This is a genomic window from Comamonas flocculans, assembly GCF_007954405.1.
GTDB lineage: Bacteria > Pseudomonadota > Gammaproteobacteria > Burkholderiales > Burkholderiaceae_C > Comamonas_C > Comamonas_C flocculans.
Genome location: NZ_CP042344.1, coordinates 2,481,707 through 2,505,606, shown reverse-complemented (window position 1 = coordinate 2,505,606; position 23,900 = coordinate 2,481,707). Strand labels below are relative to the sequence as shown.

Here is a 23,900-nt window from a genome sequence, read left to right as displayed (position 1 = left end):
CAGAGCATCCTCGATGAAAAATGAACGCCGATGCCATTCATCGGCAAAGGATGGGATTGTCCCATTGATCGCAGCCACTGCCGCCTATTCGCCCTGCCCTGGCCCCGCGGCTGCGCTGGCGACGGCCTGGACCGGCGGCGCCCCGAAGCGCGCGCCCAGCAGCGGGCGCAGGCCGAACTCGTCCAGAATCGCCGCAAGCCGCTGCTGCGCGCTGCGCTTTCTCTGGCCGTGGTAGCGGGCGATGATCAACTCGTTCTTCAGGCTGTGCTCCCAGCCCACCAGCTCGGTCACCGTCACCTGGTAGCCGTTGGCCTCCAGACGCAGACAGCGCAGCACGTTGGTAATCTGGCTGCCCAGCTCGCGCGTATGGATGGGGTGGCGCCAGAGCTCGGCCAGCGGCGTGCGCGCCAGGTTCAGCGCCTTGTTCCGGCGCAGGCCGCGCGCGAGCTCCGCCTGGCAGCAGGGCACGAGCACCATGGCGCGCGCCTGCTTGGCCAGGCCGAAATCGATCGCGTCGTCCGTAGCGGTGTCGCAGGCGTGCAGCGCGGTGACGATGTCAAAACGCGCGGGCAGGTCGGCACGCGCGGCCGCATCGGCCACCGCCATGTCCAGGAAGCGCATGCGCTCGAAGCCCAGGCGCTGCGCCAGCTCGCGCGAGCGCTGCACCAGCTCGGCGCGCCATTCGATGCCGACCACCTGCCCGCGCCCCAAGGCCTTGAAGAACAGGTCGTAGAGGATGAAGCCGAGGTAGGACTTGCCCGCGCCGTGGTCGGCCAGCAAGGGCGCATGGCCGTCCTGCGCCAGCTCGTCCAGCAGCGGCGCGATGAACTGGTAGAGGTGATAGACCTGCTTGAGCTTGCGCCGCGAGTCCTGGTTCATCAGCCCGTCGCGCGTGAGGATGTGCAGCGCCTGCAGCAGCTCCAGCGACTGCCCGGGGCGCAGCTCGGCCAGCACCGCCTGGCGCGCCTGCGCCGCATCGCCCCCCTGCTTGCGCGTCATGGCCGCGGCCTCGCGTGTGTGCCGGGGACAGCGGGCAAAACGGGTGACATCCTCAAAAACAGGAGCTGCAAGCGCTTTACCACCAAGGGTTTTAGGCATAAATCACTGTTCATCTTGGCTCTTTCATTCAGACCCGATGCAGGCCGCAAGCACCGCGCCATTCGGGCCAGGGACCGGCGGCGGTGCAAGGTTCAGGCACTGTACGCGCCACCCTTCGCCTCGGTGCGCTGCAGTTGCCGCTGCAGCGCCCAGGCCAGGCCCGCGCCGCACAGGCTGCACAGGCCGAGAATGACCCAGGTCCATTGCCAGCCGCCCGCAAGGCTGGCCACCCAGGCCACCAGCGGCGGGCCGACAAACTGGCCGATGGCCGACCACTGCAACATCCAGCCCATGGTGGGTGAGACGGTCTGCGCGTCCGGCGCCAGCCGGGGCGCGAGGCCGAACAAGGCCCCCGGGATCATGCCGCCCAGGCAGGAAAACAGCAGCGCACCGCCGTAGCGCAGCACCGGCGCCTGTTCCGTGGGCGTCGCAAACGCCAGAAACACCCCGACGGCCATGGCCGCGAAGGCCGCCCAGAGCACCCTGCGCGGCGCCACGCCGCGCGACAGCAGCCGCCCCGCCGCGATGTTGCCCACCATGTTGATGGCGGCCACCGCCGCGGTCAGCACCGCGCCCAGCGTGCCGCTCCAGCCCGAGGCCGCATAGAGCGCGGGCAGAAAGCCGATCACCGACAGCCATTGCGCCGAATACACCGCGAAGCTCAGCGCCACCAGCCACGGCCCGCGCGCGCCCAGCGTGCGCCGCAGGCGCCGGGGCCAGCCATGGTCACCGGTGGCGGCGCGCGGCGGGTCGGGCGGCACGCTGCGCGCCAGCCAGGCGGCCATGGCCAGCGAAATCGCGGCAATCAGCCACCACCAGCCGTTCCAGTCGATCAGCGCCATGACGTCAGGCCCGGCAAGCAGGGCCAGCGCGGTGCCCAGCGGCATGAAGGCGCCCCAGAAGCCCAGCACCCGCGTGCGGCTGGCCGGGCGCACGCTGCGCGCAATCAGGCTGGGCGCAGGAACGGTGGTCATCAGGAAGCCCAGGCCTTCGACCGCGCGCAGCACCAGCAGCGTCTGCACCTCGTGCGCAAACCCACCCGCGAACCCGGCCGCGGTGAGCAGCGCCAGACCCATCAGCATGCTGCGCCTGAGCCCGATGCCGTCGCCCACCAGGCCGGCGACGATGCCCAGCGCCATCGAGGCCAGCTGCACCAGCGACAGCAGAAAACCGGCCTGCACCAGGGTGATGCCCAGCTCGCGCTGGAGCACCGGCACCGCGGGCGGCAGCTTGGCGATATGCAGCGCCGCCGCCACTCCGGCAAGGATGACGACCAGCGCGATGCGCGCGCCCGGGTCGGCCGCGGGCTTCATGCAAGCAGCCGCCGGCCGGTCAGGCGCTCGTGCTCGCGCAGCGCGAAGCGGTCGGTCATGCCGGCGATGAAGTCCGCCACCACGCGCATGCGCCGGGCCTCGCCGGCGGCGGCCCGGGCCTGCTCCGCCTGGCGCGCGGGCATTTGCCGCGCGTCGCCCCGGTAGGCGGCAAACAGCTCGCGCACCACCTGCTGGGCCGCATCCATGGTGGCCAGCACCTGCGGGTGGCGATAGAGCTTGCCGAACAGAAACTGCTGCAGCTGCTGCACGTCGGCGCGCATCGCCGGGGAAAACGCCACCAGCGGCGGCAGGCGGCGCACCGCGTCCACGCTGGCAGGCGCCATGGCCTGCACCGCCGCGCGGGTCGTGGCGATCACGTCGTGCACCTGGTCGCTGAGCATGCGGCGTATGGTTTCATACAGCAGGCGGCGCTCGCCGCGCGCCAGCGCCGCATCGCCCTTCAAGGCCGGGTAGCGCTCGCCGACCTGGGCCAGGTAGCGCGCCACCAGCGGCACTTCAGCGAGCTGCTCCAGCGTGAGCAGGTTGGAGCGCACGCCGTCGTCCACGTCGTGTGCGTTGTAGGCAATGGCGTCCGCCAGATTGCACAGTTGCGCCTCCAGGCTGGGCTGGTGGCCGAGCAGGAAACGCTCGCCCACGCCACCCGGCTCCAGCGCCTGCAGCTGCTCGGCATTGCGCCGCGAACAGTGCTTGAGGATGCCTTCGCGCGCCTCGAAGGTGAGGTTCAGGCCATCGTAGGCGGGGTAGCGCTGCTCCAGCCGGTCCACCACGCGCAGGCTCTGCAGGTTGTGCTCGAAGCCGCCCCAGTCGCGCATGCAATCGTTGAGCGCCTCCTGCCCCGCATGGCCGAAGGGCGTGTGGCCCAGGTCGTGCGCCAGGCAGACCGCCTCCACCAGGTCTTCGTTGAGGCTGAGCGAGCGCGCAATCGAGCGGCCGAGCTGCGCTACCTCCAGCGAGTGCGTCAGGCGCGTGCGAAACAGATCCCCCTCGTGGTTGACGAAGACCTGGGTCTTGTACTCCAGCCGCCGAAAAGCCGAGGAATGCACGATGCGATCGCGGTCGCGCTGGTAGTCGCTGCGCGTCGCGTCCGGCGCCACCGGCCAGCGCCGCCCGCGCGTATGCGCCGGGTCGCAAGCATGGGGCGCAAGAACGATATTCATGATCAAATCTGGCTCAAACGCCCACCCAGCAAGCGCGAACAGCTATAAAAACAGATATCAACCCGCACAACAGGCGTCGATGACTTCGCGCACCAGCGCGTCCGGCGCCGGCCGCACCAGCGCCCTGCCCGGGCCGTCGATCAGCACGAAGCGGATCTCGCCCGCCTCGGCCTTCTTGTCCACGCGCATCAGCTGCAGGTAGCGCGCCGCATTGTCCCGCGCATCGAGCACCGGCGCCTGTGTCGGCAGCCCGGCGCGCGCAAGCAGCGCACGCAGGCGCTGCACGAAGCGGCCATCGACCAGGCCCAGGCGCAGCGACAGCTCGCCCGCCATCACCATTCCGGCGGCCACGCCCTCGCCATGCAGCCACGCGCCATAGCCCATGCCGGTCTCGATCGCATGACCGAAGGTGTGGCCGAAGTTGAGGATGGCGCGCAGGCCGGATTCGCGCTCGTCCTGCGCCACCACCTCGGCCTTGATCTCGCAGCAGCGCCTGACCACATGCGCCAGCGCCACCTTGTCGCGCGCGCGCAGCGCGTCCATGTGCGCCTCCAGCCAGTCAAAGAAGGCCATGTCGGCGATCGGTCCGTACTTGATCACCTCGGCCAGGCCCGCCGACAGCTCGCGCTCGGGCAGCGTATCGAGCGTAGACAGGTCGCAGACCACCAGCCGCGGCTGGTAGAAGGCGCCAATCATGTTCTTGCCCAGCCGATGGTTGATGGCGGTCTTGCCGCCTACGCTGGAGTCCACCTGCGCAAGCAGCGTCGTCGGCACCTGCACGAAGGGCACGCCGCGCATGTAGCAGGCAGCGGCAAACCCGGTCATGTCGCCGACCACCCCGCCGCCGAGCGCGAACAGCACGGTCTTGCGGTCGCAGCCGTGGGTGAGCAGGGCTTCGAAGATCAGGTTGAGGGTTTGCCAGTCTTTGTGCGCTTCGCCGTCGGGGAGGGTGACGGTGTGCACCCGGCCATAGTGCGGATGCAGGCGCTGCGCCAGGGCCTGCGCATAGAGCGGCTGCACGAGCGTGTTGCTCACGACCATGGCCGCCGTTCCCGCAGGAAAGGCAAGGTCCCGGGTACGGCCCTGCGTGATCAGGGCGTCCGCGATTTCGATGGGATAACTGCGGGCCCCCAGCTCGATGGCGACGGTATGGTGGATGGAGTGCATGGCGGAGAACGGCGATGGCGCTTAGCCGTAGGGGCAATAGCGTGTTGAATCTACGTGAAAAACCCCCGGCGCTGGAGCACCGGGGGTTTTCGAGGTCAAATCGAGGTCAAAGACCGCGACAACAATTACGGGCAGGGATTTCCGTTGGACTGGACCACGGGTATCGTCACCGTCTGGATGATTGCAGTGGTTCCGTCAGACACCCGCATCTGCACTGTCTTAGGCCCGGAGGCGCAAGTCGGTGCCGCCCACTTGAGTTCGCCAGTCGCAGGGTCCAGAGTCACACCACTCGGCCATCCAGCACCTATTTGGTCCCATGTGATCGTTGCGCTGCTATCGCCACCAGTGGTCCAGAACGTATAGGAATAAGCTGCCCCGCCCCTGGCAGCCGGCAAGGTGCAAGTACTTCCCGAGCATCCCCCCACGGCCAGCGGAGCCGCCGGCGCCGGAGGCGGATCTCCCACCTTGATCGCTACATTGGCACTGGCACTCTTGCCCTGGCTGTCAGTGACGCGAACCACGAAGTTGAACTGCCCCCCCAAGCCACCACTCGGTGTGCCCGAGAGCACCCCATCCGAGCTCATGGCCATTCCCGCAGGCAGGCTGCCGGACACCGACCAGGTGTAGGGCGCCAAGCCGCCGCTGGCACCGAAGGCATACGCATACGGCACGCCGTAGGGCGCATCCGGCAAGGTGGCCGCGGCGATGGTCACCGGGTCCGTGGCGATCTGGTTGGACACGGTCACGACCAGTGTCTGCACGATCGGGTCCTGGATGCCGTTGGCCACGTTGCCGTCGACCCGGTCGGTCGTCAGGCGCAGCACGATGCTGCCCTGCTGCGTGCCGCTGGAAAGACTGAACAGGCCCACGCCCGCGGTCGTGCCGACCTGGACGACGCCGCCGGACTGGCTGCCGGCCAGCAGCCGTGCGCCGACCGCGCCGCTGCCGCCCATGATCTCCACCTGCATGTTCGCGCCGTCGACGGGCTGGTTGGCATCGTCGAGCACCCGTGCCTGGATTGCGGTAGAGGTTGCGCCATTGACGGTATTGCCCTGCGTCGCCAGCATCGGGGTCAACGCCACGCCGCGGATGCTGGCGGCACGCCCCGTTGCCGCACCCACCGTGATGTCTATGCTGGCCGAGGGGTTGCTCTGGTCGCGCGGATCGCCCACCGCACACTCGATGGTCGCCGTGCCCGCCTGGTCACCCGCATGGAAGTGGAAGGAATTGCCGCCGGCGTTGGAGCCGAGCGTGATCGAACGGTAGGCGCTGGGCACCTTGACCGTCGTGCCGTCGGGCAAGGTGACATCGTGCATGTGCTCGTCCTTGCCGTCCAGGTAGTACAGCGGCCCGGACGACAGGCCATAGGCGGTGTTGCAGCCAAAGACGTCTTCGCCCCCCGGGATGGGCGTGCCGTTCTTGGTCGCGCGCACGTACAGCACGGTCGTGTAGGGCGCCGAAACACCGATGCCCGGGCCCTCGTTGTCGATGTTCAGCGGAAGCTGGGTGCGCTCGGCGCGCAAGGTGATTTCGTAGCCCGTGTTGGTATCTCCCGGGCTTCCACCCCCGCCCCCACAGGCCACCAGGCCGGCCGCGCAAGCAGCCGACAGGGCCGCAATCTTCAGAATTTTCATGTCTTCCCCGTTTTGGTGATTCAAGGATTCAACGTATCGGCCCGCGCTCGGAAATGACCTTGGGCGTGATGAAGACCAGCATTTCGCGCTTCTCGGCGGTCTTGGTGGTGTTCTTGAACAGGTTGCCAACGATGGGCACGTCGCCCAGGAAGGGCACCTTGTTGACCTGGCTGGTGTCTTCCATCTCGAAGATGCCGCCGATGACGACGGTGCCGCCGTTTTCCACCAGCACCTGGGTGGTGATGTGCTTGGTGTCGATGGCCACGCCCTGGCCGGTGTCTTCGCCGCGGCTGTCCTTGTTGACGTCCAGGTTCAGGATGATGTTGCCCTCGGGCGTGATCTGGGGCGAGACCTCCAGCTTGAGCACCGCCTTCTTGAAGGCAATGGTGGTCGCGCCGTTGGGTGCGGTGACGGAATACGGGTATTCCGTACCCTGCTCGATCAGCGCCTTGGTCTGGTCTGCGGTGATCAGGCGCGGGCTGGAGATGATCTTGCCCTGGCCGTCGGCTTCCAGTGCCGAGAGCTCCAGCGACAGGAAGCGGTTGGCGGCGGCGTTGAAGATGGACAGGGCGAAGGAGCCGGGGCTGGTGTCGCCCGACAGCTTGGCCGGCAGATTGACGAAGTTGCCGCTCACGTCCACCGGGCCGCCGAAACCGGTGGAGTTGGTGGCGTTGGTGTAGTTGGTACCCAGGGCGACACGGTTGCCGCCAAACAGGTTGTAGCCGCCGTCACCGCCCTTTTGCGCGCGCAGATCGCCACCGCCCAGGCGCACGCCCAGCGATCGGCCAAAGGTGTCACGCGCCTCGACGATGCGCGCCTCGATCATGACCTGGCGCACCGGCACGTCCAGCGACTGCAGCAGCTTGGTCACTTCCTCGAGCTTGCTGGCGATGTCCGTCACGAACAGCTGGTTGGTGCGCGGCTCGGCCATGACGCTGCCGCGTTCGGACAGGAAGCGGTTCTGGCCCGAACCGCCGCCGCCACCACCGGCTGTCGATTGGCCGGTGAGCTGCCCGACCAGATCGGTCGCCTTGGCGTAGTTGAGCTGGTAGGCCTGCGAGCGCAGCGGCTCCAGCCCCTGCTTGGCCTTGATGGCTTCGAGGTCCTTCTTCTCGCGCTCGTCGATCTCGTCCTTGGGCGCGATCCACAGCACCGTGCCGGTCTTGCGCATGCCCAGGCCCTTGGCGTCCATGATGATCTGCAGCGCCTGGTCCCAGGGCACGTCCTTCAGGCGCAGGGTCAGTGCACCGGTGACGGTGTCGGAGGTGACGATGTTGAAGTTGGTGAAATCGGCGATCACCTGCAGCAGCGAGCGCACGTCGATGTTCTGGAAGTTGAGCGAAAGTTTCTCGCCCGTGTAGTTCGGCCCCTGCGCGAGCTTGTTGACGTCGACCTTCTTGGCCCGCACTTCGACCACGAACTGCTGGTCGCTCTGGTAGGCGCTGTGGTCCCAGTCGCCGACGGCCTTGATGGTCACGCGCACGCGCTCGCCGCGCTGCTCGGCAGCGATGGTCTGCACGGGGGTGCCGAAGTCGGTCACGTCCAGGCGCCGGCGCAGGCCTTCAGGCAGCGAGCTGTGCGGGATATCGAGCACCAGGTCCTTGCCCTGCTGCTGGATGTCGACGCCGACATCGCTGCTGCCCAGCTGCAGCACCACGCGGCCGGCGCCGTCGGTGGTGCGCCGGAAATCGAGATCCCTGAGCGCGGTGACCTCCGCATTGGCCACGCTGCTCGCCGGTGCAAGCAGGGTGGGCGAGCTCGATGCGCTCGCGGCGCTCGCGCTGGAGACCGGATCGAGCGACACCAGCACGGTCTTGTCCTGCAGCTGTGTCTTGTAGGGCGTGGCCTGCTTGAGGTTGAGCACCACGCGGGTGCGATCGCCCACCTGCACGACATTGGCGGTACGCAGGTTGCCTTGGTTGATTTCGACCAGCGAGCGGCCCAGCGCATTGGTGACCTCGGGAAAATCAAGCGCGATGCGCGCCGGACTCTGGATCGCGAAGCCCGCCGGCGGCTGGCTGGGCGCTTCGGACAGTTCGATGCGCAGCACCTCGGCGCCGCCCTGGACGTAGCCGGTGACCGACTCTATGGCTCCTGCCGCATGTGCGGCCGAGATGGTCAGACCGCCCCAAAGGGCCGCGCCAGCCACCAAGGCAGCGCGCGAATAGTGGATCGTCGTGCGCTTCATCATTTCTTTGCCCCTGTTCCCTCTTGCAACTCAAGCGTCGTCATGCGCTCCACCCAATCGCCGGATTGATCCTGGACTATCTCTCGCACCTGCATGCTGGTTTCGGTAATGGCCATGATCTTTCCGTAGTTCTGCCCCAGGTAATTGCCCACCTGCACCTGGTAAAGCATCTTGTCCACCGTCACCAGCGCGGTGGGCTTGCCGCTCTTGACCATGCTGCCCACCATCGTCACGGTGTCCAGCGGATAGGCTTCAAGCGGCTCCTTGCGGCGCGTCAGCTCGGGCGCGATCAGCGAGGCGTTGCCCGCGCTCTCCTGCGTGTCGCGGCGCAGCGCCTGGGTGAGCTTTTGCGCGTTGAACGGGTCGATGCCGTCGCCCGCCAGATACCCCTGTGGAGAAAATTCGACCGGTTCCTTGAGCGGCGTGACGTGCGGCTTGGTGTTGGCGCGCAGGTCGGCCATCCACTGGCGCAGGTCGTCCTGGCCCGCCGGCTGGCAGCCCGCCAGCACGATGGCGCCACCGCACAGCGCGCCGAATATCAGGGTACGACTGCTCATTTCTTGTTGCCCTTCGCCGTGGCCTGCTTCTGCGCCTCGATCTCGCTCGCGTCGAGGTAGCGGAAGGTGCGCGCGGTGGCGTCCATCCGCAGGCCCGAACCCACGTCCTTTTCATTGGCCGGCGCGATCTTCAGGTCGTTCAAGGTAACGATGCGCGAGAGCTTGGCCACGTCGGCCGCGAATTCACCCATGTCGTGGTAGCGGCCGGTCACGCGTACCGCGATGGGCAGTTCGGCGTAATAGTCGCGCGTGATGATCTGCCCCGGGCGGAACAGCTCGAACTGCAGGCTGCGACCCAGGCCCGACTGGTTGATGTCGGACAGCAGGGCCGGCATTTCCGCCTTGCTCGGCAACTGTTTTTCAAGCTGCAGCACGTACTGCTGTATCTGCGCACGCTGCTTCTTGAGGAGGTCCAGGCTGACGGCCTTGACCAGCTTCTTCTGGTAGTCGTCCTTGAGCGTCAGTTCCTTGGCTTCCTCGGCCTGCAGTTCGTCCTGGTAGTCCGAGAGCAGGAAGTACCACATCAGCGCCGCCACCGCGACGGCGATGAAGATGCACAGCAGCACGCGCGGCAGCACCGGCCACAGCGACGGGTCCTTGGGGTCGAGATTCTGGAACTGGCGCCCCAGATCCGCCTGCAGCTTGGCGAAGTCGATTCCCTGGTTCTTGTTTCTCGTGGCCATCTTCACTTCCTCGGGGCGGGGCTGGCCGCTTCCATGGCCTTCTTGGCTTCGGCGCTGCGCGCCAGATGAAAGCTCAGCGTGAACGAGGCCACGCGCCGCTGGTCGCGTGCCGACAGCGAGATGTTCGCCGCAACGATTTCCGCCAGTTGGGGCTTGGTGAACCAGGGGGTGTTGTCCGAAAGGTTGCGCAGCATCTCGGAGATGCGCTCGTTCGATTGCGCCATGCCCTTGAGCGTGACGACCTGCCCGGTTTGCGCCAGGCTCGTCAGGTAGACCCCGTCGGGCAGTTGCAGCACGAGCTCGTTGAGCATGTGCACCGGCAGGTTGCGGTCCGCCTGCAGGTCTTCCACCGCTTTCTGGCGCGCGCGCAGCGCTGTGATTTCTTCCTCGATGTTGGCGATTTCGGCAATCTGCTTGTCCAGGATGGCGGTTTCGCTCTTGATGAAGTTGTTGCGCGACTGCTGGTTATCGATGGCTGCCTGGAACCACAGGTAGATGGCGCCCGCGATCGCCAGACCGATGATGGCCGACAACAGCATCAGCGCCTGGAAGGTCTCGCGGCGGCGCTTGCGCGCGGCCTCGCGGTGCGGAAGGAGGTTGATCAGGATCACGGCAGAAACCTCCGCATGGCCAGACCGCACGCCGTCAGATACCCGGGCGCTTCACGCGCCATCTTCTTGACGCGCACCGCGCTGCCGATTTCCATGCCTTCGAAAGGATTGACGATGCTGGCGGCAAAGCCGGTCCCGGCGGTCACCGCATCGGTCAGGCCGTGCAGGGCGGCGGAGCCGCCGGCGATCAGGATGCGATCAACCCGGTTGTAGGGGGTGCTGGTGAAGAAGAACTGCAGCGCACGGCCGATTTCCTGGGCCATGCCTTCGACGAAGGGCTGCAGCACCGCGCTGCGATAGTCCTCGGGCAGGTCGTCGTTGCGCTTCTTGGCCTCGGCCTCTTCGAGCGAAAAGCCGTACTGGCGCACGATGTGCTGGGTGAGCTGCGCGCCGCCGAAGCCCTGATCGCGCTCGTACAGCACTTCCTCGTTGCGCATGACCTGCATGCTGGTGGTCATGGAGCCGACCTCGAACAGGGCGACGACGGCATCCACGCCCTGATTGGGCATGGCCTCGACCAGTCGCGAGGCGGCCAGCCGCGCCGCATGCGATTCGACGTCGATCACCAGCGGCTTGAGCCCCGCCGCTTCGGCCAGGCCCTCGCGGTCCTGCACCTTTTCGCGCCGCGAGGCGGCAATCAGCACGTCGACGTCGCCGGGGGAGTTCTTGCTCGGGCCGACGACGCAGAAGTCGAGGCTGACTTCGTCCAGCGAAAAGGGAATGTACTGGTTGGCCTCGGACTCAACCTGCACCTCCATCTCCTGGTCGCTCAGGTCTGCCGGCAAGGTGATCCGCTTGGAAATCACCGCCGAGGACGGCAAGGCCATGGCCACGTTCCTGGTACGTGAACCGCTCTTCTTGACCAGGCGCTTGACGGCTTCGGCGACCTCATCGAATTTTTCGATGTTGCCGTCCGAGATCCAACCCGGCTCCAGGGGCTCGATCACGCAGCGCTCGAGCACCCAAGCGCCAGCCTTGTCACGCCCCAGTTCGACCAGCTTGGCGCTCGATGAACTGATGTCTATGCCCAACAAAGGGGCCGGCTGGCGACTGAACAACGACCCCATTGAAATCAAGATGCCCCCCGGTGGATATTCGAAAGCGTGCAATCAAAGTTGACACGTCACTTGCATGCTAGCAGCAAAGTTGTTATGCAGGAAAGACTTTCCAGACGTTTTTACCGAAGGGACGTTGTCAAAAGCTGACGAATGCGCCGCGCTGCGGGCGGCCCGCCTCCGCGCCCGCGCGCGCCGCTTCACACTGTAACCACCTGCAGGACGCGCATTTCTATAATCGCCGGTTCGCCATCGCCAAGCACCTATGCCTTCGGACCCAGAGCACACCCCACCTCCAGCCCGCCGACCCGGTGCGTGGCGCTGGCTTTGGCGCCCGCTTGCCTGGCTGGTCGGCCTGGCCGCAGCGGGCGTACTGGCGGCCGCCTTGCTGGTGGCCATAGGTCTCGCCATGGCCTACCCCAAGCTGCCGGACGTCTCCGACCTGGCCAACTACCGGCCCAAGCTGCCGCTGCGGGTGTTTTCCGTTGAAGGCGCGCTGCTGGGCGAGTTTGGCGAAGAGCGACGCAACCTCACCCCCATCGGGGACATTCCCAAGGTCATGACCGATGCCGTGCTGGCGGTCGAGGACGCGCGCTTTTTCGAGCACGGCGGCGTCGACTACAAGGGCGTAGCGCGCGCGGCGCTGGCCAACCTCGGTCGCGTCAAGAGCCAGGGTGCATCCACCATCACCATGCAGGTGGCGCGCAACGTCTACCTTTCTTCCGAGAAGACCTTCACGCGCAAGATCTACGAGCTGCTACTGACCTTCAAGCTCGAGCACCTGCTGAGCAAGAACCAGATCCTCGAGATCTACATGAACCAGATCTATCTGGGCAACCGCGCCTACGGCTTTGCGTCAGCGGCCGAGACCTACTTCGGCAAGCCGCTCAAATCGATCACGATCGCCGAGGCGGCGATGCTGGCCGGCCTGCCCAAGGCGCCCTCGGCCTACAACCCCATCAGCAACCCCAAGCGCGCCCGCGCGCGCCAGCTCTACATCATCGACCGCATGCTGGAAAACGGCTTCATCAGCGCCGAACAGGCGCGCGAGGCCAAGGCCGAACCGCTGAAGCTGCGCGGCCCCGGCGAGAGCCGCACGCGCGTGCACGCCGAGTACGTGGCCGAGATGGCGCGTCAGATGGTCTACGCGCAGTACGGCGCCGACACCTATACCCGCGGGCTGAACGTCTACACCACGCTGCAGGCGGGCGAGCAGGACGCTGCCTACAAGGCGCTGCGCCAGGGCATCATGAATTACGAGCGGCGCCAGCACTACCGCGGGCCCGAGGCCTTCGTCTCCCTGCCCGCGCAGGCCGAGGCGGCGGAAGACGTGATCGACGACACCTTGCTGAACCACCCCGACAACGGCGAGGTGCTGGCGGCCGTGGTGCTGCAGGTCGAGCCGAAAAAGGTCACCGTGGCGCGCCCCGACGGCCAGGTGATCGAGGTCACCGGCGACGGCCTCAAGCCGGTGCAGTCGGGGCTCGCCGCCAAGGCGCCGGCGGAGATCAAGCTGCGCCGCGGCGCGGTGGTGCGCATCGTGCAGACGCCCAAGCAGAGCTGGGAGATCACCCAGCTGCCCGAGGTGGAAGGCGCCTTCGTCGCCATGGATCCGCGCTCGGGCGCGATCCGCGCGCTGGTGGGCGGCTTCGACTTCGAGAAGAACAAGTTCAACCACGTCACCCAGGCGTGGCGCCAGCCCGGCTCCAGCTTCAAGCCTTTCATATACTCCGCCGCGCTGGAAAAGGGTTTCACCCCCTCGACCGTGGTGGACGACGCGCCGCTGTACTTCAGCGCCGAGCAGACCGGCGGCAAGCCCTGGGAGCCCAAGAACTACGACGGCAAGTACGACGGCCCGATGCCGCTGCGCACCGGCCTGGCCAAGTCCAAGAACATGGTCTCGATCCGCGTGCTGCAGGCCATAGGCCCGAAGACCGCCCAGACCTGGGCGACGCATTTCGGCTTCGAAGCCGACAAGCACCCGGCCTACCTGACGATGGCGCTCGGCGCCGGCTCGGTCACGCCGATGCAGATGGCCAGGGCCTATTCGGTGTTTGCCAATGGCGGGCACCTGGTCAACCCCTACCTGATCGAGCGCATCACCGACCAGCAGGGCAACGTGCTCAATGAATACCAGCCGCCGGCAGCCGACACCCTGCCCCAGGCGATCAGCCCGCGCAATGCCTTCGTGATGGACAGCCTGCTGCAGGAGGTCGCACGCTCGGGCACCGCCGCACGCGCACAGGCCACGCTCAAGCGTCCGGACCTGTACGGCAAGACCGGTACCACCAACGACGCGGTGGACGCCTGGTTCGCAGGCTTTCAGCCCACGCTGGCGGCGATCACCTGGATAGGCTACGACACCCCGCGCAACCTGGGCAGCCGCGAGACCGGCGGCGGCCTGTCGCTGCCGATATGGATCGACTTCATGCAGTACGCGCTCAAGGGCGTGCCGGTGACCCAGCCCACCGTGCCGCCGGGCGTGACCAACGTGGGCGGCGAGTGGTATTACGACGAATACGCACGCGGCGCGGGCGTGGCCAGCCTGCTGGATGGCAGCGCCTCCGGCAGCGACGCAACCCCGGTGCGCCCGACGAGTGAAGAGCGCAACCGCATCCTGGACCTGTTCCGCAATTGATACCCCTAGGCCCACGCAGCACATGCCCACCATCCGGCAACACTCCCTGAGCGCCAGCCTGACCCTTGCGGCCTGCGCGCTGCTGCTCGCCTCCTGCGGCCAGCGCGGGCCGCTGTACCTGCCCGCGCCCGAGGCGGCCGGCGTGCCCGCCCAGGCACCGGCTGCCGCCAGCGCACCGGCCCCCCAGACCACGCAAGACGCGGCCACCCCCGCCCGCAAGCAACCATGAACGACGCCGCCCCCCTGCCCGGCCGCCCGCACCTGCACTATCGAAGCGGCGCGCTGCATCTGGAAGACGCCAGGCTGGCCGATCTGGCACGCGAATACGGCACGCCGCTGTACGTCTACTCGCGCGCGGCCATGCTCGACGCGCTGGCCGCCTACCAGCGCGGCTTTGCCGGCCGCCGTGCGCGCATCTGCTACGCGATGAAGGCCAACTCCTCGCTGGCCGTGCTGCAGGTCTTTGCGCGCGCCGGGTGCGGCTTCGACATCGTCTCGGGCGGCGAGCTGCAGCGCGTGCTGGCCGCCGGCGCCGACCCCGCCACGGTAGTGTTTTCCGGCGTCGGCAAGACGCGCGGCGAAATGCGCCAGGCACTGCAGGCGGGCATCGCCTGCTTCAACGTCGAGAGCGAAGCCGAGCTCGAGGTGCTGAGCGCCGTGGCCCAGGCGCTGGGCATGCGCGCGCCGGTGAGCATCCGCGTCAACCCTAACGTGGATGCCCATACCCACCCCTACATTTCCACCGGCCTGAAGGACAACAAGTTCGGCGTCGCGCACGAACGGGTACTGGCCACCTACCGGCGCGCGGCGCAGCTGCCGGGGCTGCAGGTCAAGGGCATAGACTGCCACATCGGCTCGCAGATCACCGAGGAGACGCCCTATCTGGACGCCATGGACAAGGTACTGGACCTGGTGCAGGCGGTGGAGGCGCAGGGCATCGCGCTCGAGCACATCGACTTCGGCGGCGGCCTGGGCATCGATTACCAGGGCGACACGCCGCCCGCGGCCGACGCGCTGTGGGCCAAGCTGCTGGCGCGTGTGGACCAGCGCGGCTACGGCCAGCGCCTGCTGATGGTCGAACCCGGCCGCTCGCTGGTGGGCAACGCCGGCGTGTGCCTGACCGAGGTGCTCTACCTCAAGCCCGGCGAGCAGAAGAATTTCTGCATCGTCGATGCGGCGATGAACGACCTGCCGCGGCCCATGATGTACGAGGCCTACCACGCGATCGTGCCGCTGGATCAAGCCTCATCCGCCCCGCACCAGACCTACGACGTGGTCGGGCCGATCTGCGAGAGCGGCGACTGGCTGGGGCGCGAGCGCAGCCTGGCGGTGCGGCCGGGCGACTGGCTGGCGGTGCTGTCGGCCGGCGCCTACTGCAGCGCCATGGGCAGCACCTACAACACGCGTGCGCGTGCGGCGGAGGTGCTGGTTGACGGGGCGCAGGTGCACCTGGTCCGCGAGCGCGAGTCGGTCAGCGACATCTTCCGCTGCGAACGCCTGCTGCCCGCTGAAAAAATCTGAATCAAAAACGGCTTCAGCCCTTGCTGGTCAAGCGCCAACAGCTACTTTTGGGATAGCGATCCAGGGCGGCGAGCCGCGCTCCAGCGCGCACGCCGCCACCACGGCAGGCGCGCACCCAGCAGCGCCGCCAGCAGCACCCCGTAGGCAAAGACCTCGGCAAAGTCGCGCTTGCCCGCACGCATCAGGAAAAAATGCACCATGGCCAGCAGCGCGACGAGGTAGATGCTGCGGTGCAGTGTCTGCCAGGTGCGCCCGCCCAGGCGCCGGATCACGGTGGCAAACGAGGTCAGCCACAACAACAGCAGCAGCGCATACGCGACCATGCCCACCAGGATGAAGGGGCGCTGCAGGACGTCGCCCACGATGGCCGGCACATCCAGCCCCATGTCCAGCACCGCATAGCACGACAGGTGCAGGCAGGCATAGCTGAAGGTGAACAGCCCGAGCATGCGCCTCAGGCGCGCCAGAGCGGGCCAGGCCAGCAGCCGGCGCAGGGGCGTGACGGCCAGCGTGGCGCAGAGCAGGCGCAGCGTCCAGTCGCCGCTGTCGCGGATCAGGCGCTCCGCGGGGTTGGCGCCCAGGCCGTCGGTCGCGGCGCCCCAGGCCAGGTAGAGCATGGGCAGCAGGCACAGGACGAACAGCAGGGGCTTGAGCGCGCGCCCTGCCGGCGCCTGCCATTGGCGCGCCGCCATCAGTAATATTTCTTCAGATCCATGCCCGCGTAGAGCTCTGCGACCTGGTTGGCATAGCCGTTGAAGGGCAGCGTCGGGCGCCGCTTGGCGAACAGGCCCCCTTCGCCTATGCGCCGCTCGCTCGCCTGGCTCCAGCGCGGATGCGGCACCTCGGGGTTGACGTTGGAATAGAAGCCGTATTCCTGCGGCGCCGCCACGTTCCAGGCGGTGGGCGGCTGCTGCTCGACCAGGCGGATGCGCACGATGCTCTTGGCGCTCTTGAAGCCGTATTTCCACGGCACCACCACGCGCAGCGGCGCGCCGTTTTGCGGCGGCAGCACACGCCCGTACATGCCGAAGGCCAGCAGCGTCAGCGGATGCATGGCCTCGTCCAGGCGCAGGCCCTCCACGTAGGGCCACTGCAGGATGGAGCTGCGCACGCCCGGCATAGAGGCCTTGTCGGCCAGGGTTTCGAACTGCACGTAGCGCGCACTGCCCATCGGTTGCACCCGGGCGAGCAGGGCCGACAGCGAATAGCCGACCCAGGGAATCACCATGGACCAGCCTTCGACGCAGCGCAGCCGGTAGATGCGCTCTTGCATCGCACCCAGCCGCAGCAGCGCATCAATGTCGAAGGTCTGCGGCTTGTGCGCCAGGCCGCCCACCTCGACCGTCCAGGGCCGGGTGCGCAGCCGGTGCGCATGCTCGGCCGGGTCGGTCTTGCCGGAGCCGAATTCATAGAAGTTGTTGTAGCCGGTGGCATCCTCGAAGCGCGTGAGGGGCTCCATGGTCATTGCGGCGTCGACCTTCGAGGGCTCCCCCTTGAGCGGCGCCAGGTCCGCCTCAGCCATCTGGCGCGCCTGCGCGGCGGGTAGCCACCGTGCCAGCGCGAGCCCCGCGCCGGCTCTGCCTGCCTTGCGCAGCCAGGAGCGCCGGCGCAGGTAAAGCGGCTCGGGCGTGATCTCGCTGGGGCGGATGGCTGTCGATTCGGTAGGCTGGGGCAGCAGCAACATGGCCGGTCTCCGGTGGACGCGCCCGCGCCAGCGCGGACGCAAAAAAAAACAGGCAGGCGCCCGGTGGCAGCCTGCCTGCATTGGAGTGTCCCGGGCGGCGCGGTGTTCCGCGCCCGCCGCAAATCAGCGCAATCCGGCGATGTAGTCCGCCAGAGCCTGCACTTCGCGATCGGTCAGGTACTTGGCCACGTCGTGCATGGTGGCGCTGTTGGCGCGCTTGCCATCGCGGAACTCCGCCAGCTGCTTGATGGTGTAGTCCTGGTGCTGGCCGGCCAGGCGCGGGTATTGCGCCGGAATGCCCGCGCCATTGGGGCTGTGGCAGCCGGCGCAGGCGGCCACGCCGCGGTCTTGCGCGCCGCCGCGGTAGATGCGCTCACCCACTGCTGCGAGTTCGGCATCCTTGGCGGCACTGTCCTTGGCCTTCTGCGCCCCGAGCCAGGCGGAAACGTTGCGAATGCCGTCATCGTCCAGCGTGGCGGCCATGCCCTGCATCACCGCATCCTCGCGCTTGCCGGACTTGAATTCGTGCAGCTGCTTGGCCAGGTATTCGGGAAACTGCTGCGCCAGCGAGGGCGTGTTGGGCAGCATGGAATTGCCGTCGGCCCCGTGGCAGGCAGCGCACACCGCCGTGTAACTGGCCTCGCCCTGGGCCGGGTCGGGCTTGGCCGGGCCATCAGCGGCGATGGCGCTGACCGAGGAAACCGCCAGCGCGGCAGACATCAGCAGGGAGGCAATCAGCTTCATAGGGACGGTCTTGAAGTTACAGGCGCAAAAACCCTCGGATTCTACAATGCCGTCCACTGCTCTCCGACGCCTTCCATGCCGCCATCCAGCCCCGCCGACACCACCAGCACCGCGCCCCTCTGCATCGATGGCCGCGCCGCCATGGCCTGGATGCACACCGCCCGGTTTTTCACCACCGCCGCCCAGCTGCACCAGTTGCCCGAGGTGCAGGTGCCCGAGATCGCCTTCGTCGGCCGCTCCAACGCCGGCAAGTCCACGGCCATCAACACCCTGGCGCAGCAGCGCCAGCTGGCCTTCGCCTCCAAGAAGCCCGGGCGCACGCAGCACATCAACCTGTTTGCGCTCGGCCGTCAGGGCGCGATGGATGCGGTGCTCGCCGATCTGCCCGGCTACGGCTACGCAGCGGTCTCGCGCGAGGACAAGCTGCGCTGGCAGCGCGTGATGCTCAACTACCTGGTGCAGCGCGAAAGCCTCAGTGCCTTCGTGCTGCTGTGCGACCCGCGCCTGGGGCTGACCGAGCTCGATGAGGCGCTGCTGGACGCGCTGCGCCCGCGCGTGCAGGCCGGGCTGAGGTTTCTGGTGCTGCTCACCAAAGCCGACAAGCTCACCCGCGCGCAGCAGGCCAAGGCGCTGTCCATCACCCGGCTGCAGGCCGGCGGCGGCGAGGTGCGGCTGTTTTCCGCACTGAGCAAACAGGGGGTGGAGGAGGTGGCGCAGCTGCTCTGGCAATGGACCCGCCCTGAGGCGAACGCTGCGGCGGACGCCGAGGCTGCGCCGCCGGCGCCGCCCGAACAGGCCTGAAGCAGCGCGCTAGCGCCGGCGGCCGCCCAGCGGCCAATCCGGCATGGCCTTGGCCACCGCGTGCACGACGAGGGCGCAGACCGCGCACTTGAGCAGATCGCCCGGCACGAAGGCCAGGTCCAGCAGCAAGGCCTTTTGCAGCGGCATGGCGGCAAACTGCATCAGCCCGAGAATGCCGCTGGCATGCAAGAGCAGCACGCCCCCCACGGCCGATGCCACGAAGGCGCTGATGGCCGCTTGCAGCGGCGTGGCGCGCGGCAACCTGCCCATCAACAGCCCCGTGGCAGCCGCCGCCAGAATGAAGCCGACGAGGTAGCCGGAAGTGGGCGCGGCAAACGCCCCCAGCCCGCCACGCCCGCCCGCCAGCAGCGGCAGGCCCGCCGCCACGGCGAGTTCGAACAACGCCATGGCCTGGAAGCCGCGCCGCGCCCCGAGAAAGCAACCGGCCAGCATGGGCCCGAGCGACTGCAGGGTAATGGGCACGCCAAACGGCAGATCAAGCTTGGGGATCAGGCCCAGCACCGCCGTCAGCGCCGCAAACAGCGCCACCTGCACCATCGCATGGGAGCGCTCGCGGCTCAGGGTCTCGGACATGGCGGGGCAATCTTTCGGGTTCGGTGAAAGCGGCCGATTCTAGAGAGCGCGCCGGCCCTCAGCGGTACACCGACTCCTGCCCCGGCGGACGGGTCTTGAAGCGGCGGTGCACCCAGTAATACTGCGCCGGCATGGTGCGGATCGCGGCCTCCAGCTCGCGATTCATGCGCGCGGTGTCCGCCGCCACGTCGTCGGTGGGAAAGTCCTGCCAGGCGGGCGTCAAACGGGCCTCATAGCCCTGCGGCGTGATGCGGGTATACAGCGCCAGCACCTTGGCCCGCCCCAGGCGCGCAAAGCGCGACAGCGAGGGCAGCGTGGCCGCATCGGGCACGGCAAAGAAAGGCACGAAGAGCGAACCGGCGGCGCCGTGGTCCATGTCCGGCAGCAGATACAGCAGACCGCCCTTGCGCAGGCAGCTGATGATGGGTTTGACCCCTTCGGCGCGGTTGAGCATGCGCGAGGCGCCAAAGCGCTGGCGCCCCTCGGTGAGCCAGGCATCGAGCACCGGATTGGAGTTGGCGGTATAGATCGAGGTGAACTCGCGCCGGGTGCGCAGCGGCAGTGCCAGCCCGCCCGCGTCCATGCCATAGAAGTGCGGAGCGAACACGATGATGGGCGAGGGGTCGTCGAGCTCCGCCACCGCGCCGGTGAGCTTGACGCGCGCGCGCAGCAGCGCTTCGGAGCCGCTCCACAGCCAGCCGCGGTCCAGAAAGGTCTGGCAGAACGCCTCGAACGAGGCCCGCGCCCAGGCGCGCCGCTGCGGCTCGGGCAGCTCGGGAAAGCACAGCTGCAGGTTGCGCAGCGCCACCGCGCGCCGGCTGCGCGCCAGCACGAACAGCACCCGCCCCAGGCCCGTGCCCAGCGCGCGCAGCCAGGGCAGGGGCAGGCGCGCGAGCAGATTCAGCGCGGCGATGGCCAGTCGCGTCATCAAGCGGCCACCTCCGGCTCGCGCGGCTGCTTGTAGCGCCCATAGCCCCACAGGTACTGCTGCGGGCATTGCCGGATCTGCGCTTCCAGCGCGGCATTGATCTGGCGCACGGCCGCATCCACTTCGGGGGCCAGCGCCTGCTCCAGCGCCTGCAGGTGCAGCACGTAGCCGCGCCCCAGCCTCAGGCGCTCGCAGCGCGCCAGGATCACGGCCGCCCCCGTCTGCTGCACCAGCCGCGCCGCCAGCGTCATGGTGTAGGCCTCACGCCCGAAAAACGGCGCCCACACGCCCATGCCCCGGGGCGGCACCTGGTCGGGCAGCAAGCCCACAGCCCCGCCGCGCCGCAAGGCCTTGATCATCTGGCGCACCCCCTGCAGATTGGTGGGCACGGCGCGGATGCCAGGGCGCTGGCGCGCCTGGGCCAGCATCCGGGCCAGCCAGGCCTGGCGCGCCGGCCGGTACAGGATGGTGAAAGGCCCGTGCCCGGGCGCCCAGCGGCGCGCACCCTCCTGCACGGACAGCTCGAAGCAGCCGATGTGCGGCGTGAGAAAGACGATCCCGCGCCCGGCGGCCCAGGCCTGCTCCACGCATTCGGCGCCGCGCACCTCGCACGGTGGCAGCGCCGCGCGCAGCCACAGCCGCGGCGCCTCGGCCACCATGCGCCCGGCGTGTCCCACCGCAGAGCCGACGGCGCGCAGCGAATAGCCTGCAAGCCGCGCATGCGCGATGAAGCGGCGCCGGTAGGTGGGCGACAGCGCGAACACCAGCCAGCCCAGCAGCGCGCCCAGGCCATGCAGCAACCACAGCGGCAGCAGAGACAAGAAGCGAAAGATCAGGGGCATTCACTACAATGGCGCGGTCGCCGAGTTAACCGAGCAACTTGCAGGGCGACGTGAAACAAGACTGCTAAAGCGTTCGCCGCAAAGCTCCTGAGGAGGCTTGGGCAACGCCCCAAATGCTTAGAAACCAGGAGTTTATGCACAAATGGCGAGCGACTTTCTCTTCACTTCCGAATCCGTCTCCGAAGGCCATCCCGACAAGGTGGCCGACCAGATTTCCGACGCCATCCTCGACGCCGTTCTTGCCCAGGACCCCCGCTCGCGCGTCGCTGCAGAAACCCTGACCAATACCGGCCTGGTGGTGCTGGCCGGCGAGATCACCACCAACGCCCAGGTCGACTACATCCAGGTGGCGCGCGACACCATCCGCCGCATCGGCTACGACAACACCGACTACGGCATCGATTACAAGGGCTGCGCGGTGCTGGTGGCCTACGACAAGCAGAGCAACGACATCGCGCAGGGCGTGGACCAGGCGAGCGACGACCACCTGAACACCGGCGCCGGCGACCAGGGCCTGATGTTCGGCTACGCCTGCGACGAGACCGACACGCTGATGCCGGCGCCCAGCTATTACGCCCACCGTCTGGTCGAGCGCCAGGCGCAGCAGCGCAAGAGCGGCGCCCTGCCCTTCCTGCGTCCCGACGCCAAGAGCCAGGTGACGATGCGCTACATCGACGGCAAGGTGCACAGCATCGACACCGTGGTGCTCTCCACCCAGCACAGCCCCGACCAGTCCGAGACGCCGACGAAGATGAAGGCCAGCTTCATCGAAGCCGTGGTCGAGCAGATCATCAAGCCGGTGCTGCCCGCCGAATGGCTCAAGGACACCAAGTACCTGATCAACCCCACCGGACGCTTCGTCACCGGCGGCCCCCAGGGTGACTGCGGCCTGACCGGGCGCAAGATCATCGTCGACACCTACGGCGGCTCCTGCCCGCATGGCGGAGGTGCCTTCAGCGGCAAGGACCCGACCAAGGTGGACCGCAGCGCCGCCTACGCCTGCCGCTACGTGGCCAAGAACATCGTCGCCGCCGGCCTGGCGCGCCAGTGCCAGATCCAGGTGGCCTACGCCATCGGCGTGGCGCGGCCGATGAACGTCACCGTCTATACCGAAGGCACCGGCGTGGTCCCGGACACGCGGATTGCCGAGCTGGTGGCGCAGCACTTCGACCTGCGGCCCAAGGGCATCCTGCAAATGCTCGACCTGCAACGCCCGATCTACGCCAAGACCGCCGCCTACGGCCACTTCGGCCGCGACGAACCCGAGTTCACCTGGGAGAGAACGGACAAGGCCGCGCTGCTGCGGGCAGCAGCGGGGTTGTAAACCTTGAAGGTGCGCAGCAACTTCAAGCGGCCTTGCGCCACAGGCCGCGCTGCTGCGGGCAGCAGCGCGGCCTGTAGAGCCTGAAGAAGCGCAGCGGCGCGCTTGCAAGAGCCGTCGCGGCACCAGCGGCCACGCGCCGAATCCACCCACGCCATGGACCACCATCGCTTTGACATCGCCGTACTGATAGGCCGCTTCCAGCCGGTGCACAAGGGACATCTTGCGCTGCTGCAGGAGGCGGCGCGGCAGGCGCGCCTGGTCGTCGTAGTGCTGGGGTCGGCCTTTCAGGCGCGCACGCCGCGCAATCCCTTCACCTGGCAGGAACGCGCAGAGCTGCTGCGTGCGAGCGTCGAGCCGTCACTGCGCGAGCGCCTCATCCCCTGCCCGGTACGCGACTACTACGACGAGCCGCGCTGGGCCGATGCGGTGCGCCGCGCCGTCGCGCAGCATGCGGGCCCCGAGGCGCGCGTCGCGCTCGTCGGCCACTTCAAGGACGCAAGCAGCGAATACCTGCGCGCCTTCCCAGGCTGGCAGCTGCTCAGTCTGCCGCGCATGGGCGCGATCGATTCCACGCAATTGCGCGATGCCTGGCTGGGTGCCGCACAGGCCGATCTGGCGAGCGCCCTTGCGCCCTTTGCCGACCAGGCGCCGCCCGCCACGCTCGCGCTGCTGCGCCGCATGGCTTCGCAAGCCCCCTACCAGCACCTGCAGGCGGAGTGGCGCATGCTGCGCGACTACCGCCAGGCCTGGGCGGCGGCGCCCTATCCGCCCGTCTTCGTCACCGTGGACGCGCTGCTGCGCTGCCGCGACCAGGTGCTGCTGGTACAGCGCGCCCAGGCGCCGGGCCAGGGTCTGTGGGCGCTGCCCGGCGGCTTTCTGGAGCCACACGACACCCTGTGGCAGTCCTGCCTGCGCGAGCTGCGCGAAGAGACCGGTTGCGCACTCACTGAAGGACGTCTGGCGCAGAGCCTGCGCTCGGTGCAGGTGTTCGACCACCCCGACCGCAGCCAGCGCGGGCGCACCATCACCCACGTGCACCATATCGATTTGGACGACGCCACGCCACCGGCGGTGCAGGGCGGCGACGATGCGGCGCAGGCGCGCTGGGTGGCGCTGCACGAACTGCCGGACATGGAAGCGCGGTTCTTCGAAGACCACTTCCAGATTCTGGACAAATTCCTGCATCTGCTCTGAGCGCCCCGGGGCGCGCAAAGAAGAAGACCGAAATCCTGCGTACGGGCCTTGAAATCGGGCCAAACGCCCTTATGATTAGCACTCGTTGGGTTTGAGTGCTAACAACACCTTTCCCAAGCGCGCGCGGCGGCCCTCAAGGGGCCGCT

22 protein-coding genes are annotated in these 23,900 nt (G+C 67.9%); 6 read left to right on the top strand and 16 right to left on the bottom strand.

All coding sequences use genetic code 11. The features are described 5' to 3' along the window. Positions 1-84: 84 nt before the first annotated feature. The 10 genes from FOZ74_RS11965 to FOZ74_RS11920 form a co-directional block, all read right to left on the bottom strand. A complete protein-coding gene (locus FOZ74_RS11965; RefSeq protein WP_146913276.1) occupies positions 85-999 on the bottom strand; it encodes a class I SAM-dependent methyltransferase in 915 nt (304 codons plus the stop codon). 191 nt (positions 1,000-1,190) lie between these two features. Beyond that, positions 1,191-2,411: an MFS transporter gene (locus FOZ74_RS11960; protein WP_146913275.1), complete on the bottom strand. Its 1,221-nt coding sequence runs from the start codon at positions 2,409-2,411 to the stop codon at positions 1,191-1,193. Continuing rightward, positions 2,408-3,589, bottom strand: coding sequence for a deoxyguanosinetriphosphate triphosphohydrolase (locus FOZ74_RS11955; RefSeq protein ID WP_146913274.1), 1,182 nt, complete (start codon positions 3,587-3,589; stop codon positions 2,408-2,410). Before FOZ74_RS11955 ends, FOZ74_RS11960 begins: the two co-directional genes overlap by 4 nt. Positions 3,590-3,646: 57 nt before the next feature. After that, positions 3,647-4,756 (bottom strand): 3-dehydroquinate synthase, encoded by a 1,110-nt coding sequence (gene aroB / locus FOZ74_RS11950; protein ID WP_146913273.1) that lies wholly within the window; start codon positions 4,754-4,756, stop codon positions 3,647-3,649. A gap of 125 nt (positions 4,757-4,881) precedes the next feature. Further along, positions 4,882-6,390, bottom strand: coding sequence for an Ig domain-containing protein (locus tag FOZ74_RS11945; RefSeq protein ID WP_186764590.1), 1,509 nt, complete (start codon positions 6,388-6,390; stop codon positions 4,882-4,884). 28 nt (positions 6,391-6,418) lie between these two features. Then, the gene (locus tag FOZ74_RS11940) at positions 6,419-8,578 is read right to left on the bottom strand and encodes a type IV pilus secretin PilQ (protein ID WP_432417483.1); all 2,160 of its coding nucleotides are present in this window, start codon (positions 8,576-8,578) and stop codon (positions 6,419-6,421) included. Next, the gene (locus FOZ74_RS11935) at positions 8,578-9,135 is read right to left on the bottom strand and encodes a pilus assembly protein PilP (RefSeq protein WP_146913270.1); all 558 of its coding nucleotides are present in this window, start codon (positions 9,133-9,135) and stop codon (positions 8,578-8,580) included. The genes FOZ74_RS11940 and FOZ74_RS11935 overlap by 1 nt, the downstream gene beginning before the upstream one ends. After that, a complete protein-coding gene (locus FOZ74_RS11930) occupies positions 9,132-9,818 on the bottom strand; it encodes a type IV pilus inner membrane component PilO (RefSeq protein ID WP_146913269.1) in 687 nt (228 codons plus the stop codon). Before FOZ74_RS11930 ends, FOZ74_RS11935 begins: the two co-directional genes overlap by 4 nt. Before the next feature lie 2 nt (positions 9,819-9,820). Beyond that, positions 9,821-10,429: a PilN domain-containing protein gene (locus FOZ74_RS11925; protein WP_146913268.1), complete on the bottom strand. Its 609-nt coding sequence runs from the start codon at positions 10,427-10,429 to the stop codon at positions 9,821-9,823. Beyond that, positions 10,426-11,496: a pilus assembly protein PilM gene (locus tag FOZ74_RS11920; RefSeq protein WP_146913267.1), complete on the bottom strand. Its 1,071-nt coding sequence runs from the start codon at positions 11,494-11,496 to the stop codon at positions 10,426-10,428. Before FOZ74_RS11920 ends, FOZ74_RS11925 begins: the two co-directional genes overlap by 4 nt. A 253-nt stretch (positions 11,497-11,749) precedes the next feature. Here FOZ74_RS11920 and FOZ74_RS11915 point away from each other — a divergent pair, with 253 nt between their 5' ends. From FOZ74_RS11915 to lysA, 3 genes are read left to right on the top strand one after another with little or no spacing between them, the layout of a single operon-like run. Next, positions 11,750-14,122: a penicillin-binding protein 1A gene (locus FOZ74_RS11915; protein ID WP_146913266.1), complete on the top strand. Its 2,373-nt coding sequence runs from the start codon at positions 11,750-11,752 to the stop codon at positions 14,120-14,122. Between the two features lie 22 nt (positions 14,123-14,144). After that, positions 14,145-14,351, top strand: coding sequence for an LPS translocon maturation chaperone LptM (gene lptM, locus FOZ74_RS11910; RefSeq protein WP_146913265.1), 207 nt, complete (start codon positions 14,145-14,147; stop codon positions 14,349-14,351). Further along, positions 14,348-15,643, top strand: a complete 1,296-nt coding sequence (lysA, locus tag FOZ74_RS11905) for a diaminopimelate decarboxylase (protein ID WP_146913264.1) — start codon at positions 14,348-14,350, stop codon at positions 15,641-15,643. The genes lptM and lysA overlap by 4 nt, the downstream gene beginning before the upstream one ends. A 41-nt stretch (positions 15,644-15,684) precedes the next feature. Here lysA and msrQ read toward each other — a convergent pair whose 3' ends face one another. The 3 genes from msrQ to FOZ74_RS11890 form a co-directional block, all read right to left on the bottom strand. After that, the gene (msrQ, locus tag FOZ74_RS11900) at positions 15,685-16,335 is read right to left on the bottom strand and encodes a protein-methionine-sulfoxide reductase heme-binding subunit MsrQ (protein WP_146913263.1); all 651 of its coding nucleotides are present in this window, start codon (positions 16,333-16,335) and stop codon (positions 15,685-15,687) included. Then, entirely contained in the window at positions 16,335-17,327 is a 993-nt protein-coding gene (gene msrP, locus FOZ74_RS11895) for a protein-methionine-sulfoxide reductase catalytic subunit MsrP (RefSeq protein WP_146913262.1), read from the bottom strand. Before msrP ends, msrQ begins: the two co-directional genes overlap by 1 nt. 123 nt (positions 17,328-17,450) lie before the next feature. Then, positions 17,451-18,071: a c-type cytochrome gene (locus FOZ74_RS11890; RefSeq protein WP_146913261.1), complete on the bottom strand. Its 621-nt coding sequence runs from the start codon at positions 18,069-18,071 to the stop codon at positions 17,451-17,453. Between the two features lie 75 nt (positions 18,072-18,146). Between FOZ74_RS11890 and yihA the strand changes: the two genes are divergently transcribed. After that, entirely contained in the window at positions 18,147-18,872 is a 726-nt protein-coding gene (yihA, locus tag FOZ74_RS11885; protein ID WP_146913260.1) for a ribosome biogenesis GTP-binding protein YihA/YsxC, read from the top strand. Positions 18,873-18,881: 9 nt separating this feature from the next. On the opposite strand, the gene FOZ74_RS11880 is transcribed toward yihA, so the two are convergent. Genes FOZ74_RS11880 through FOZ74_RS11870 form a run of 3 tightly spaced genes read right to left on the bottom strand, consistent with a single transcriptional unit; the run spans position 18,882 to position 21,236 of the window. Continuing rightward, a complete protein-coding gene (locus FOZ74_RS11880) occupies positions 18,882-19,466 on the bottom strand; it encodes a biotin transporter BioY (protein WP_146913259.1) in 585 nt (194 codons plus the stop codon). Positions 19,467-19,524: 58 nt separating this feature from the next. Then, positions 19,525-20,394 carry a lysophospholipid acyltransferase family protein gene (locus FOZ74_RS11875; RefSeq protein ID WP_146914194.1) on the bottom strand — a complete coding sequence of 290 codons (870 nt, stop codon included), beginning with the start codon at positions 20,392-20,394 and terminating at the stop codon, positions 19,525-19,527. Next, positions 20,394-21,236 carry a lysophospholipid acyltransferase family protein gene (locus tag FOZ74_RS11870; protein WP_146913258.1) on the bottom strand — a complete coding sequence of 281 codons (843 nt, stop codon included), beginning with the start codon at positions 21,234-21,236 and terminating at the stop codon, positions 20,394-20,396. The genes FOZ74_RS11875 and FOZ74_RS11870 overlap by 1 nt, the downstream gene beginning before the upstream one ends. Positions 21,237-21,378: 142 nt before the next feature. Between FOZ74_RS11870 and metK the strand changes: the two genes are divergently transcribed. Next, the gene (gene metK / locus FOZ74_RS11865) at positions 21,379-22,560 is read left to right on the top strand and encodes a methionine adenosyltransferase (RefSeq protein ID WP_146913257.1); all 1,182 of its coding nucleotides are present in this window, start codon (positions 21,379-21,381) and stop codon (positions 22,558-22,560) included. A 153-nt stretch (positions 22,561-22,713) separates the two neighbouring features. Further along, the gene (locus tag FOZ74_RS11860; protein WP_146913256.1) at positions 22,714-23,754 is read left to right on the top strand and encodes a bifunctional nicotinamide-nucleotide adenylyltransferase/Nudix hydroxylase; all 1,041 of its coding nucleotides are present in this window, start codon (positions 22,714-22,716) and stop codon (positions 23,752-23,754) included. Positions 23,755-23,900 lie beyond the last annotated feature (146 nt).